General features: G+C 47.1%; 11 protein-coding genes and 2 tRNA genes. All 13 read right to left on the bottom strand.

Going from position 1 to position 14,724, the window contains the following annotated elements:
• Positions 1-224: 224 nt before the first annotated feature.
• The 13 genes from NQ502_RS12025 to NQ502_RS11965 all read right to left on the bottom strand — a co-directional run bounded on the left by NQ502_RS12025 (position 225) and on the right by NQ502_RS11965 (position 14,509).
• Positions 225-491, bottom strand: a complete 267-nt coding sequence (locus NQ502_RS12025) for a hypothetical protein (protein WP_028530245.1) — start codon at positions 489-491, stop codon at positions 225-227.
• A gap of 22 nt (positions 492-513) precedes the next feature.
• On the bottom strand, positions 514-1,575 hold the full coding sequence (locus tag NQ502_RS12020; RefSeq protein WP_028530246.1) for an EamA family transporter: 1,062 nt from the start codon (positions 1,573-1,575) through the stop codon (positions 514-516).
• 24 nt (positions 1,576-1,599) lie between these two features.
• Positions 1,600-3,354 (bottom strand): cobalamin-dependent protein, encoded by a 1,755-nt coding sequence (locus NQ502_RS12015; protein WP_028530247.1) that lies wholly within the window; start codon positions 3,352-3,354, stop codon positions 1,600-1,602.
• 19 nt (positions 3,355-3,373) lie between these two features.
• The gene (locus tag NQ502_RS12010; protein ID WP_028530248.1) at positions 3,374-4,735 is read right to left on the bottom strand and encodes an MFS transporter; all 1,362 of its coding nucleotides are present in this window, start codon (positions 4,733-4,735) and stop codon (positions 3,374-3,376) included.
• A gap of 9 nt (positions 4,736-4,744) precedes the next feature.
• On the bottom strand, positions 4,745-5,233 hold the full coding sequence (locus NQ502_RS12005) for an RbsD/FucU domain-containing protein (RefSeq protein WP_207637670.1): 489 nt from the start codon (positions 5,231-5,233) through the stop codon (positions 4,745-4,747).
• On the bottom strand, positions 5,211-6,107 hold the full coding sequence (locus NQ502_RS12000; protein WP_028530249.1) for an alpha/beta fold hydrolase: 897 nt from the start codon (positions 6,105-6,107) through the stop codon (positions 5,211-5,213). Before NQ502_RS12000 ends, NQ502_RS12005 begins: the two co-directional genes overlap by 23 nt.
• A gap of 49 nt (positions 6,108-6,156) precedes the next feature.
• Entirely contained in the window at positions 6,157-8,109 is a 1,953-nt protein-coding gene (locus NQ502_RS11995) for a hydantoinase/oxoprolinase N-terminal domain-containing protein (protein WP_044983636.1), read from the bottom strand.
• A gap of 3 nt (positions 8,110-8,112) precedes the next feature.
• Positions 8,113-9,429 carry an aspartate aminotransferase family protein gene (locus NQ502_RS11990; RefSeq protein ID WP_049898498.1) on the bottom strand — a complete coding sequence of 439 codons (1,317 nt, stop codon included), beginning with the start codon at positions 9,427-9,429 and terminating at the stop codon, positions 8,113-8,115.
• A 334-nt stretch (positions 9,430-9,763) separates the two neighbouring features.
• Positions 9,764-10,321 (bottom strand): flavodoxin family protein, encoded by a 558-nt coding sequence (locus tag NQ502_RS11985; protein WP_028530250.1) that lies wholly within the window; start codon positions 10,319-10,321, stop codon positions 9,764-9,766.
• 407 nt (positions 10,322-10,728) lie between these two features.
• The gene (locus NQ502_RS11980) at positions 10,729-11,676 is read right to left on the bottom strand and encodes an Rpn family recombination-promoting nuclease/putative transposase (RefSeq protein WP_044983222.1); all 948 of its coding nucleotides are present in this window, start codon (positions 11,674-11,676) and stop codon (positions 10,729-10,731) included.
• A 381-nt stretch (positions 11,677-12,057) separates the two neighbouring features.
• Positions 12,058-12,143, bottom strand: a tRNA-Leu gene (locus tag NQ502_RS11975).
• Between the two features lie 89 nt (positions 12,144-12,232).
• Positions 12,233-12,314: transfer RNA gene (locus NQ502_RS11970), tRNA-Tyr, on the bottom strand.
• A gap of 89 nt (positions 12,315-12,403) precedes the next feature.
• The gene (locus tag NQ502_RS11965; RefSeq protein WP_028528498.1) at positions 12,404-14,509 is read right to left on the bottom strand and encodes an alpha-glycosidase; all 2,106 of its coding nucleotides are present in this window, start codon (positions 14,507-14,509) and stop codon (positions 12,404-12,406) included.
• Positions 14,510-14,724: the final 215 nt, after the last annotated feature.

Raw genomic sequence — 14,724 nt, 5'->3', positions numbered from 1 at the left:
GCTCCAGACTCCTTCTAAATCCATTGATCCGTTTCATTTGATTTATTTTAGTACTTTTACTTTATATTTTAATTATATATATTATTTTGTGTTTGTCAATGTTTTTTGCGTACATTTTACAGCGGGATTATCAGTAACAGGCAAAGGTGCCGCCCGATAGCTCAGCTAACAGGCAGCACCCTTCTTAGAAGTATATAAGGAGTATATGTATAAGGAGACTGTTATTACATCAACATTTTACATCTGTCTTTCGCGTAATCCGTTGTTTTGCAATATGTAATAAGTTCTCCGTTGTTGTCGAATTCAAGTCTCGACTCCTCAAAGAATCCAATTCCCACAAACGACTGAAAATATTCCTCGATCAGTTTTTTGTTAAAAAGGCGCTCGCCTTTGTACTCGTTTTCAATGCCCTTCATGATATCATCGACCGTAAAATCTTCTTCTTTCAGAAGTGCATACTGTAAAATCCTTGTCTTTAATGGCAGCTGCATAATCGTTCCTCCTTTTTTGTATCTACTCTACATTTCTCAGATTGACCAGTTCCGACGGTTTGCCGATCACAAGGAACAGTCCTACCACTACGATCACCGCGCCTGCAACAGCAAGAGCCGTTACAGAATAATCCTGTACTCCAAGGATTGCAAACAGATATCCAAAGATAATGCTCCATACAGGCCTTGAACTGTCGATCGCCAGTGTTCTGGACGGACCTGTTCTGTTGAAGGCGAGATAAGCGGAATTATAGTTAATCGCCCCAAGGAGTCCCATCATCGCTACGAAGAGGAGTGTCATCGGGCTTGTGAATACGATTTTAAAGATCAGACCGTACGCCGCGATATTCCCTGTAGCTGCAGCCAATATTGCCATACAGATCAGTCCGATGACACCAGAGCCGAAGCATCGGAAGAATCCGCAGCCCACATTCGGATCAATGATGTCTCCCACAAATGTGGAGAACTGTCCCTCAGCGGCGAATCCAATGGGTGCCATGAATGCCAGGATGATACCGAGTATAAAGTTGCTCCCCGCACCCGATGCCCCCGAATATCCTGCAACGATCGCGCCCGCAATTACGATGATAATGCCAAGATAAATACGTGCATTCAGCTTTTCGTGAAGGAAAAAACGTCCGAATATTGCTGTCAGGATCGGACCCAGGCTGGTCACGATCGCTACCGTCGTCAGTCCGCAGAACGGCGTCGCCGCCATCCAGCAGCCTGTGGCAAGCGGTCCTGCAAACGCTGCTGCCAGAAGCATCATCCATGAAACCTTCATAGATGCTGTTCTCTTATATTCCTTCAGGCCTTTCCCCTTCACCACATTATAAATAAAGGTAAAGATGCCTGCGAAGATATCTCCGATCCCCAGAAGTACGATGGAGATCATAATACTGACAATAACCTTATCAGAGAGCTGACCCGACACGGTATCCGTTACGGATGAGTTGAAAATGTTCTGAATGATCGCTGAGATCGGCAGCAGAAGCGCTATTTTCATTCCGCTGAGTGCCATTTTGATTTTTCTGGCGTTGTACGCCTCCTGCGGCGTCTGGCTTTTTACATTAAAAGATGCCATTTGATTCTCTCCTTTGCTTTTTCCTTATTTTTCTGCAATATAGTTAATCTGTTTTTCAAAATCATTGGTTGCAAAAACTCCGATTTCATTGATCAGATCAGCTACGTCAACCGGCTCCGTGTAACCTGGCAGCATCGCGTTCAGCATACCACCCATCACGACGTTGTATTTTTTATTGCGCTTTTGGGATATCTCAGAGACAAGTTTCGCATAATCAAGGCTCTGCCCGCAGTGTACACTTACAATGATGACATCCGCATCCTCCTCGTCCGCCAGGTCCAGCACAAATGCCGCCTCCATATTGGTCCCTGCATTGACAACATCCGCATTCATTTCCCGCCATACGGTATCGATCAGCTGCAGTCCATAGCTATGTCCGTCGGCGGATGCGCAGATGATTTTCTTTCCTTTGACCGCATTTTCATATCCCTTTTCCTTCAGCTCTGCTACAATTTCTTTTTCCTTCTCTACCGTTTCACGTCCAAGCACCGTCGGAACATACGGCACGAAGTAACCATACCGCTCCATGCTGGGATGAAAAACCCGCTCGAATTTCGCCGGATCAAAATGACGCAGGACCATGACCATCTCCAGTGGATCCTCCACATTGACGCCCGCCTCTTTGAACCCTTCCATTACATTATTATAGAAAATGGTTCCCTGTTCAATCAGAAGATCTCTTAGATCTTCAAATTTCGAGAAGTCGATGATCGACAGCCACTCTTTTGCCTTGCGCTCCGCGCCGATGCCGCATTTTACGATGTTGAACAGCTCATTCAGCGTTGGAACGCGTTGAGCCTCCGTGATGGATACAGGGTTGATGACAACCGGCATATTATATTTCAGGTTGATGACCGCCTGGATCAGCATCTCCGAGGCACCAAGCCCGTAGTTCGCTTCCAGATCGTGGTCCCACTGTTCGTTTGTAGAACCATTATAGTATGTCACAAACGGATGCTCCGGCGTTCCGTACAGCTTCTCCATTGCAAGTGCAAACGACATTCTCGGCAGGATTTCTGAGAGCAGTCCGCCATAAGAAAAAGACATTCTCGCACCGCACAGATCCTCTATGATATAGTGTTCCACCATCTCATAGCCAACGTAAGATACAATATCCATAAAATAGCCCGGCAGACCGTCCTCCGGATAAGTGATGCAGTCCATTCCCTCGTCCTTCTTTGCCGCAAGGATGCCCATTGTGCGCATCATATCAGAAAATCTCTGTTTCTCATCATGATAGCCCGGATAGTCCCATGTAAATGTCGAGAAGCAGCCCAGTCTGGATGTGCCTGCCTTCAGTGCATATTTCGTCTGATTCAGGTTGTTAGGACTTGCCAGGTGCCAGTCCTGCCAGCAGATATCAACCGGAGCGGCGTCCGTATGGGCGGTCCAGTCCTCCTCTTTTTCCATCATGTAACTGGTCGGTTTCGGCGCACCCTCCCAGTATTCGGGCGCAAGGCCCACCAGTGAACTGGGGATTGACTGCATGGAACGCACTTCAAACCCGGTTCTTTTTGCGAACTCGTGAATCTTCTTAATTCCCTCGAGTTCTTCGTCCAGCGTCGAAAGTCCCATCAGCAGCTGGTATGTCTGCTTTCCCTCCGCCAGATTTTTCTTTCTGTACTCCAGATGACTCTCGTATCCGTATTCCTTCAGGAATCTGGACTTGTTCCACGGAATGTCCTTCGCCATCTCCATTCCTTCTTTTACAAGTGCATTTCCATCCGGAAATCCTTCCGGCTTCAGACTGGCAATATACTCTTTTAATGCCTGATCCATATAGATACCTCCTTCTTCGTCAAGCGGCTTTTTCTTTACGCGCCTCCAGGTCTCTCATGATCCCCGGCATTTCCACATCCAGTTTATAAAACAGCATGAATACTGCAATGATTCCAAAGCACAGAATCGGTGTGAACAGATAGATATTGGTTATCATGCCTTCAGCAGCCGGACTCTGCACTGCCAGTGTGCCGTCGTATCCGGCACCGTTCAGAAGTCCGCCGACAATGGCACTGGCAATCCCCTGACCGAATTTTTGTCCCACAGTCGCGGCACAGAAGATGATCCCCTCCGTTCTGAGTGAAGTCTTCCACTGCCCATACTCCACACAATCTGCTATCATTGCAAAAAGAACGGCAAAGCAAAGAGCGATTCCCGAACCCCGCAGCACCGCAGCTGCAACTGCCAGCGTCAGGTTCAGCGGTGCAATAAAGGCCAGTGCATGTCCTGCTGCCACCACACAGGAACCGATCAGCATCATATTTCTCTTGCCAGTCCTCCTCAGCAGTAAGGGAACTGCCACCGCTGTCAGAATAATGGTCGCCAGTTTTTCTGCCGTTGTCAGAATGCTCATATATTCCACATTTCCCATAAGATACTGACAGTAATACGAGAGGTTCGTGCCGGAGATGGTAAGGTAAAAAGTACACATGATCCAGACAATCAGGCAAATGAACCAGTACTTATTCTTCAGCACCGCCTGAAACGCTTTTCCCACCGGAACCGCTTCCCCGGAAACGCCCCGCTCCTCCGGCGCTGTCTCTTTAGACCAGAGGAAACAGAGCAGATAACAAAGCGTAGCAATTACTGAAAAGCAGGTGATAACGATGATCCAGGCCTTCTGATCCCCTCCCAGATAATTGGCTGCCGGAATCGTGATCGCTGAGATTGCAAGTTCCATGATCGGAGCGCCGAACTGGCGGAAGGCATTCAGCTGTCCGCGTTCATTGCTGTCACGGGTCATCAGGGAATTCAGCGAACTGAGCGCCAGTCCTGCCATTGTATTTACGACAGTGTTGGCAAAGTTGTATGCAATAAATATGTATACCAGCTGAAACATCTCCGAGGAAGGCGGAACAGTAAACATGGCGATAAGGCCGACCAGATGAGGGATTGCCATGCGCAGCAGCCACGGACGCGCCTTCCCGTATTTTGACCGGGTCCTGTCTATGATGGCACCTGCAACAACATCGCTGGCACCGTCAAAGAATCGGCTGATCAACATAATAAGGGCTACTTTTGCAATATTGAGTCCCATGACATTGGTGTAGAAATAGGTCAGCACTACATTGATCAGCGTGACAATCGTGGTCTGGGCTGCACCTCCGAACATATATCCGGCCTTGGACTTCAGGGAGAGCCTGGTTTTTATCTTTTCCATAGCCGCCTCCTATGTTCTGTCTTTCTTCGGCACTGTCGTAAACTTTTTCCGGCCCAGCAGGACCTCGATATCGATATCTGCACTCGGATATCCTGCAATCAGCACAGCCTGTGCATGGATCCCCACATCACCAGTCTGCACAACCGCTTTGCACCGGTTCCTCAAATCGTAGTAATCCGGAGCATAATTGATTTCCCTCACCTTTTCTTTTCCAAAAAGTTCAACCAGAACTCCATAATCAGCAGGGTTCTGATCCGGCATATCCTCGGCGATAATCGCTCCCTCAAAGTCTCCCGCCTCCGCAAGTGTTCTTACGATATCCTCAAAACGCGGAGAACCGGTGACCACCTCCACATCCAGATATTCCACATCCGGATCCAGCGGATATAATGCCTTTTGACACGTTCCGCTTCCGGAATCGGCGATAAACAACATTTCTCCGTGGCGAATGCTCGCTACAATGGCTGCTAATCTTTCATTTAAAATTCTTCTCTTCATCATTTCCTCCTTTGACGATCGTCTGATGATTGACAGTTGCAAAAAAAGTGTGAACTGCATTGGCTGTACGCCGCGGCACCTCCGTCGGAATATCGTGGGAGATCCCTTCAAAGACCTCAAACTCTGCTTCTGGCAGATACACAAGCATCTCATCCTGATACTCTTTCGTAAATATGTCATCCCGGCTTCCCCAGCAGATCAGAACCGGCGCTTTGATGAACTGCAGGAAATTCCGGTTGTCCGCAAGGGACATTCCGAACCATGCGGCAGTCAGTCCCCTGCCCCTGATTCCCCGCAGTGTCGACAGATATCCCGGCAGAAAGGATGCATCGGCAAGCTTTGAGGGATCCGGCACAAACATTTTCTGAAGTTCATCATCTGATGTATGCTGGATATCCAGCCCGTCGTAGAATTCCCTGACTTCCCTGACCTGTTCAGGTGTCTCATGCATATGGCAAAACGTTGACAGAAGCGCCAGGCCGCATACCCGTTCAGGATAGAAAGCAGCTACGGTCTGTGCCACGATGGACCCCATGGAATGTCCGATCAGCAGTACCTTGCCAAGCTCCAGCCGTTCCATCCATGCTGCAATGTCAAAAGCATGCTCAGTTATGGTATAGACTCTTTGTTCCGGTTTATCGCTTAATCCGAACCCCCGCAGGTCCACTGCATAAAAATGGTAATTGTCCCCCATCTCCTGCATCACAGAACGCCAGATCCTGCTGGAATCTGAGAACCCGTGAATCATGACCAGCGGTTTCCCCTGCGGATTTCCGCATTCCATATACGCCATACGGATTCCAGTCGGCAGCAGAACTGATTTGGTTTCCTTGTGCCAGTTTTCGTGTGTCGGAATTAAAATACTGTTTGTCATTTGTCGCCTCCCTGTACATGTGATGTATGAATGAATTTGTTTTCAAATCTTATACGCAGTTGTGGAAATTAGCCCTGACCGTCACAACCCGCTCGACAAACGTCCTGCTGCCATTAGTGACATCCTCAATTTCCATGTCTTCTTCCTGAACACTGACATCAAAGTTTCTGCTCTCTGCCAGCCTCTCGATGCATTCGTTTCCGCTTCTCCTGGCATACCCGGCTGCATCATCCAGCGTCTTAAAACAGCGCCTGTTGACCGGTGAATATACGATGTAATCTCCGCTTACGCTGTCCTGACGAATCAGGATTTCAATCTTTTCCACTGATTTTCCGACTGCCGCCCCTACAGCATTTGCTACTTCCGCGTGCTCCGGAATGATAACCTCCGTGTCCATCTTCCCGGACAGGTCCTTCGTCCACGCAGCTGCCGAGGCTCCTATCGCAACAATGGGTTTTTCCAGGTGATAGGAAGCTGTAAGTACTGCTGATCTGTTCTCGAAATGCAGATAATTGATAAAATAATCCGCCGCAGGATCATTCTGTATGTCAAAGCCCTGGCGGTCAAAGTACATTGCCGCCTGAATCGCATCACAGTTCAGCATCTGTGTTATTTTCCCATGAACAGCACGAATGTACTCCTCCAGTGACACTCCCATCTGATCCGCCGCTATCGCCGTAGCCAGTTCAGAAATCCTCGACGGCCATTTTTGATATGCCCCGGAACAATGCAGCACGTCCGTCGGCGTGAGCGAGATACGTCCGATCACACCCTCCTGCAGCAGCTCTGAGATAATCCCTTTAAGATTCTGTACATGAATATGATGTTCCAGGTAATAGAGTGTGTGAGGCGCTGACCGCAAAATTTCTATGATGATCTCTTCATCCTTTGTGTAGGCAAGCTTTCTGTATTTCCTGATCAGTACATATGCCTCCTCATCGTGATGACGAAAATAACGATAGGCATCGCTGACATAGATTTCGCCCAGTTCACACAGCAGTTCCGGATACTTCTCCGATGCCATGCAGTAAGGAATCGACTTTTCCGGCCCGATCTGAATCTTTTTATTTCCGTCCATGCATATCCGGCTGTCCCCGCCCAGTCCCGCCGTAAATACTTCTGCCGCCCTGACGTGCGTATACCATTTGCCTACTTTTGCACCTTCATCCCGGACCGCCAGCTTTCCGCGAACGACATTTGCGATATCTGTAGTTGTCCCTCCGATATCCATCACAAACGCATCCTCCAGGCCCGAGAGGTAAATGCCTCCCATGACACTGGCTGCCGGCCCGGACAGAATCGTTTCGATCGGCTTGCTTCTGGCACATGCATCTGTCATCAGGCTCCCATCGCCTTTTACGATCATAAGCGGCGCGTCTATCGAGAGGCGCTCCATGACATGCCTGACAGCATCCATTAACGCACATACAAGTGGTATCAACCTCGCATTCAGATCTGCAGTGACCGTGCGTTCATAGTAACCGAGTGTAGATGTCAATTCATGTGCACAGACAACCGGAATATTCAATCTTTCCCTTACCATCTCTGCTACATAAACTTCATGTGCAGGATTTCGGATGCTGGCATATCCCGATATGGCAATTGCGTCAACCTTATCACGAAACTTTTCAATGGTCCTGATAATCTCCTCTTTATTAAGCGGACGCCTCATTCTTCCCATAATATCGTAAAGACCTTCAACAATCGCATATCGGTCAGTGGGCATCATCCCTTTCGGTCTTTTTCCGATGAGGATCAACCCTTCCCTGCAGCCATGGTTTTCAACTATCGCATTGGTCGCCAGCGTCGTGGACAGGCAGACCATGGAGATATCCTGCAAAAACTCTGAAGGAATCTGCTCGAAACACGTTTCGATACAGTGTCTGAGGTTATGCTTCGTAGTCAGCGTTTTAGACTTATAGAGCAAATTTTTTGTACCTGCTTCAAGTACTACGGAATCCGTATATGTACCGCCTGTATCAATTCCCAGAATTTTTTTCATAGCTTACAGCGTCCTGAATATCTGATCCATTCTCTCCAGTGTATCGTCCATATCCTGCATGGAATGCGCGGACATCAGCGCACGGTGTGCAGGCGTGATCTTTGTCGATGTGTCATGGAACCACAGACCGCTCTTAACTGCTTCCGTGACAAATCTCCGATCTGTATCACGGTCAAACTCTGCTGCAACCTTACGAAAATCATAGTCGTCATCCGGGTTATCGATGCCAAAGTAAATGGCAAACCGGGCACCGACGCCGCGTACATGGCCTTTCAGACCGTATTTCCTGAACAGGTCATCGATTCCGTTAAACAATCTGTCACCCAACGCTTCGATGTGATCATAGAATCCCGGCTCCATGGCAGTTTTAATACATGCCACAGATGCCATAACGGACATGAGTGCGCCTGTATACGTCCCGGACATAACAACCGGTCCCTTTGGACTGAAATGGTCCATGATCTCAGCTTTTCCGCCTACAATTGCGATAGGGATCCCTCCGCCGATCGCCTTCGCCGTTGTGGTCAGATCAGGGATCACATTGTAGCGCTTCTGAGCCGAACCCGGTCTCATTCTCAGTCCGCAGATAACCTCGTCAAAGATAAGCAGGATTTCCTCCCGTGTGCAGATATCGCGAACACTCTTAAGGAATCCCGGGCGCGTCTCGAGGCATCCGCAGTTGAAGCTGATCGGTTCCATGATCAGGCATGCAATCTGGTCCCTGTATTTTTTAACAGCTGCCTCAAGCGCATCCAGATCATTGAATTTCACAACCACAACACTGTCTTTCGCATTCAGCTGAAATCCCTGGGAATCCGGAACCGTCTCAACAATCCCGTCCCCCAGCTCTGCTCTCACATCGTTATGGTTGAACCAGATATTCTCGTGCATACCATGGAAATGACCTTCGAATTTCAGCACAAGGTTTCTTCCCGTATAGCCTCTTGCCAGGCGGATCGCACCCTGTGTAGCCTCAGAACCAGTGTTTGCAAGTCTGATCTTTTCACAGCCCGGGAAGACTTCACGAACCAGTTTCGCCAGCTCAACCGTCTCCTCCGTATCGTAGTTCATGAAAAATCCTCTCTCAACAGACTTCTCAACCGCCTCTTTGATCTTCGGATGATTATGCCCGAACAGTGCAGCACCTGAACCTCCATGATAATCTATGTATTTGTTCCCATCCACATCATAAAGATAGGCTCCGTCTGCATGATCCATGTAAAGCGGCATGTTAAGTACGCCATTGTACCTCTGTCCTGCGGATGCTCCGCTTACAAGATATTGCTCAGCTTCTTTAAAAATTTCCTCGTTTCTGCTCATAATCTTCTCCTTCTTAATGAAATCTTATGATGTTTCCTGTTGATCCCGGCATCATCACATTGATTATCTAAGTATTATTATATGTGTTATATTATGTTTTGTTGTAATGATAATAACATCTCGCCCCTATTTGTGTCAACACTTATTATAACTATTTCAATATATATTTTTTTGTGCACTTTTACCAAAAATGAGAAGTGACACACGATTTACCTCAATAAATCATCAAGTTTTTACAGATATGTGCGCAATTAAAAAGGACGAATTTTGAAATAAATTCAAATCCGCCCTTGGCCATGTACTACTCCATATTGTGTTTTGATATTGCGTCACCTTATGCTCCAATAGAAAGCCCCAGTTTTTCCGCCTGAACAAGCGCATCATTTCCGTTGATATCCCCCTTCATATTGACGCCAGGGACTGCAATGATATCACGTACCTTCATCCCATTGAAGTCAGCGATCATATTGAAAAACGTCTTGATCATCATAAAATCCTCCGCATCATCCGTCTCCCCGCATGTCAGAAGGATAGCCTCCTTAATATGTAAATGTTTGCCGCCATGAACAGGGTCATACTCATAAAGCCGGTCAAGCGGAGCCTTCACCTGCGCAGGAACCATGGACCAGTAGATCGGCGTCGCGACCACAAGCACATCAGCGCTCTCCAGAAGCGGCTCCAGTTCCTTCATGTCATCGTCTACAACGCAGTTTCCCCTGCTGACCCAACAGCCGTTGCATGCCCTGCATCCGCTGATCTTCTTTTCTGCAAGATTTATCTTTGTTATCTTATTTTTGTTTTTTTCTGCCCCCCTGATAAAAGCATCAGCCAGCGTATCACTGTTGCCGCCCCTCCTGGGACTGCCCGTCAGTACAAGAATGTTTTCACTCATTTTTGACTCCTCCTTATAGATTTTTATTTTATATATTATTTATATTAACTATTATATTAAGTGATGTCAAGACCTGATTGAAAATATTTTTATTTATCTGTTACTATTCACAGCTGATATGGATATATAGACAGACTCGTCATGCTTGCATGTAAGAGGATGACTGTACATCCATATCAAGCCTGCGAAGCAGGAACTCCACCCACATAAGCAGTCTTAGCTCCGTAAGGAGCGAGACTGGAGCCTCAAAGAGGCGACGAATGCGCATGTGGGTGGTGGGCTGTGAATAGTAACATTTATCTTGCCGCTTCTCATCCTCCAGTTTATGTTTTTTAAGATTCTTCCTATCGTCTGTACAATCATCATCAGGGATGTCTCTTCCGACACCCCTGGCGTCTCTTAATAAATTACAGCATGCTGGCAAATTCCTTATACCACGCGGCAATTGTCTCCGGATTTTCCTCTACCAGCAGTGCTGTTTCTTCTGCTGAAAACCCTTTGGTAAACAGATTCTCTGCGGTCTTATATGCTTTCATTTTAGAACCCTCATTTCTGCCCTCTTCAATCATTTCCTGAATCGCCTGACACATATCAATCCCTCCGTTCTCATTCAGATACTCCTTTTTCTGTACTCCAAGTTCGGCAGCATTTGCCAGCTCAGCAATCACATCATACGCATCTTCCCTTAGATCTGCAAATTGGTTTTTATGAATACTTATAAATTCTTTCAGGCTGTCCTTCTTCTTTGCATTTTGTAAGAACCCAAAGACCAGTCCCAGATCCGTCTGAAACAGGTTGATATTCGGATACTTCAGCACTTCCAGTATATGCAGCGGATAATCCGCCACTATCTTTCTAAGATGATCGGCCCATTCTGTAAAATCCAGCAGTTCATGCAGACTTCTCGCCCCATCCCACCGTTCTCCGAAATAAAGCACCAGCGTTATGGTTGGCAGCAGCCGGTCCTTTCGCGAAAAACCAGATAAAAATTCTGACCCGCGCAGATCTTTCTGTTCTCTGTGCAGTTTTTTCTTTTCCCGAACCTGACGCCCGTACTCCGCGGTATCATACTCCATGACCCGCACCGGCATGGCATAATGCACCTCGCTCTGTTCCTCGATTCCCATAACAACAAACTGCGTTCCACACGCAACCTTTCGCAAAACATCACGGAATCCAAAAGTTGTTAATAACTCATCTGCATGCTTCCGGATGACAGTTACCTCGCTGCTCATCTCCTGCACATCCTCCGGCCGGATCACCGGCTGTCCCCCAAAATAAAAGACATTCATCAGATCGGCAAACCGACTGCTGTCACTTAGATATTCTTTTGTCAATACATCTCTCGCCCGCACGCACACTCCCTTTCTTCAAATGCACATTCATGCTTGACATCATTATACCAAAAACTCTTTTACGCTGGCAATCCCTTCATGCATTTGATATTTTATAATTATCATTAATTGGAACATTTGACCGAATGGCCATAGACACCGGCATTTGACGCCGGATATAATTTATATGCATTTATCTTAACATATCTCTGAAAAGTACGCAAGAAAATCACGCCTGAGTTGGAACAGAACCTTCTCCAGACAAAAAATATTGTAATATGATTTATACATGCAGCCTGACCAATGGTATCTGTCTTTGCTGCGCCTGGCAAATCCTCAATCCATTTAAGAAAAAAATAAAGGGAACGCTGTAAATGCAACGTTTCCTCTACTTTTCGCTAATGCCGCAGACCGGAATCGAACCGGTACGAAGTTTAACCCTCGCAGGATTTTAAGTCCTGTGCGTCTGCCAGTTCCGCCACTGCGGCTTGCGTTCGCTAAGTTGCTTTCGGCGTGGATGGAGAAGGATTCGAACCGCTTTGGTTTTGAGCCAAAAAGATTTGTTCCTTTCTCTCAGTGGATGGAGAAGGATTCGAACCTTCGAAGGCGTTGCCAACAGATTTACAGTCTGCCCCCTTTGGCCACTCGGGAATCCATCCATTTCTTTGTCAGAGCGCAGGATACGCTCTGACAAGATATTTTATACCACATTTCTGCACGAAATGCAAGGTCTTCTTTCTGACCATCGTCATTCTTTTCGGTAGAGTACAACAGCTCCGCGCGGAGGCATCGTGATACTCAGAATACCGGCTACCACCGGATAGGATTTCTTTTCCTTGCGGAAACCTTCCGCATCCGTATAAAAGACCTGTTCCATCACTTTATCATGGATACAGTCCATCCCCAGTTCCCAAACCGGTACTTCCACATCCGTCTCCTCTTCACGGTTATTTATGATGACTGCAATCTGCTCATCAGGCGAGAAGCGACCATATGCCATAATATTATATCCATACATCAGCTGACGCAGGGAACCCTTTCGCAGCACCGGATACTGCTTGTGCATTGCGATCGCCTGTCTGTAAAACTCCAGCAATTCTATATCCTCAGATCCCCACGGATATGTCCTGCGGTTATCCGGATCTGTAAAGCCACAGACACCGGCCTCATCGCCATAATACAGTGTCGGAGCCCCCGGCCACGTCATCTGTATGACGACGGCCTCCCTCAGTACCGCTTTATTAACACCTTCTTCTGCCGCGGCTGAACCAAGGTGAGCCACTCTTCCCACTTTTTGATTGGTTCTGGTCAGGAAACGCGAGTGATCATGATTATCCAGCTCATTCATTGCCACGTGCAGCGATGGCCCATAAAACCGGGACATATGATATTTCATCGCCATTGTAAAAGATTCACCGTTTCCGAGCAGATCAGGCCTGAACTGGTCACTGTGTTTTTCCATCCCCGTCAGAAACCAGGATACCGGCTCCATGAACGCATCGTAGTTCATGACAGTATCCCATTCATCGCCCTCCAGCCATTCCTTCGCATCACCGTAGTGCTCAGCCAGGATCAGAGCATCCGGATTGGCATCCTTCACAGCTCTCCGGAATTTCTTCCAGAACTGATGGTTATATTCCGCGCTGTGTCCCAGGTCAGCGGCCACATCAAGTCTCCAGCCATCTGCATTATAAGGCGGTGATACCCATTTTTTAGCGATATACATAATATACGCCTCGAGCATGGGGGATCTCTCATAATTCAGTTTCGGCAGCGTATCGTGTCCCCACCAGCCGTCATAAAACTCATTGTACGGCCATGCATGCTCATTGTTAAATTTAAAGAAGGTCTGATACGGGCTGTTGTAGTCTACATAAGCGCCTTTTTGATAATGCTCATCATTTTCATAGATGCGTTCACGGTCCAGCCATTTGTTAAATGAACCGCAGTGATTGAACACACCGTCCAGAATCAGCTTCATCCCGCGCCTATGTAACTCTTCGACCAGTTTGATAAACAGCTGGTTGCTGGCTTCCAGATTATCAAGCCCCGTCACCCGGTTGATATACCTGGTGGCATGGGTATTCTCCAGGTCTCCGGATTCCAGCAAATCACCAGTGTCTGATACGATTTTTCCATAATGAGGATCTACATAATCATAGTCCTGAATATCATACTTGTGATTCGAAGGCGAGACAAAAATAGGATTCAGATACAAAACCTCAATCCCCAGTTCCTGAAGATAATCCAGCTTGTCGATCACTCCCTGCAGGTCTCCGCCGTAAAACGTTCTGACATCCATGGCCTGTGGCGGCTTTCCCCACTCTGTCTCCTGTAATACCTGTTCTCCGATGTAAGAATATTCTCCGCTCAGAACATCATTGGACTTATCTCCGTTATAAAAACGATCGACAAAGATCTGATACATCACCGCACCTTTTGCCCATTCCGGTGTCTTAAATCCAGGGACAATGCCAAACGAATACAGTTCGTTCAAATCTTTTGTCACACCCAGTTCATTATAATAACAGGTCAGTTTTCCCGCTTGGATTTCAAAATAGTAATGCATGGTTTCCTCTCCCAGCACTACCTGTGTTTCGTAATAGTCGAATCCGTCTTTTGTCATTGCAACGAACATTTCTTTTCGGAGTGAACCGCTGATCAGATACACAGCATCCGCATTGCTCTTTTTCGTGCGAAGGCGTACGGTGACTCTGTCGCCGGCAGAGGCGCCGCTTGGAAACTGATAATACTCAGACTCATCACTGTGCAGTGCCTCCTTGCTCAATAGCGGTTTCATCTTATGAATATAATTCAGGCGGTTCTCCAGCTCACGATAAAATTGTAAATCCATAAAATAACTACCCTTCTATTTTTAGTTTTATTGTAACTGTTACGTTTTATTTCTATTTTATCCTATCCCAGACCGTAATTCAACAAACTTGTGACTTTTGTTCAAATTTGTTCAGTTTTTCATCATCATACTGCCAGATCTCCCATTTTTCTCCTAAAACAAAAAAGACAGCTTTCCGATCGCTGTCTTTTAAGAGAAGGTATTTCTTCTTTTGG

The sequence above is a fragment of the Ruminococcus gauvreauii genome, from assembly GCF_025151995.1.
Taxonomy (GTDB): Bacteria; Bacillota; Clostridia; order Lachnospirales; family Lachnospiraceae; genus Ruminococcus_G; species Ruminococcus_G gauvreauii.
The sequence above is the reverse complement of the archived record's forward strand: the minus strand, read 5'-3'. Positions and strand labels throughout refer to the sequence as shown.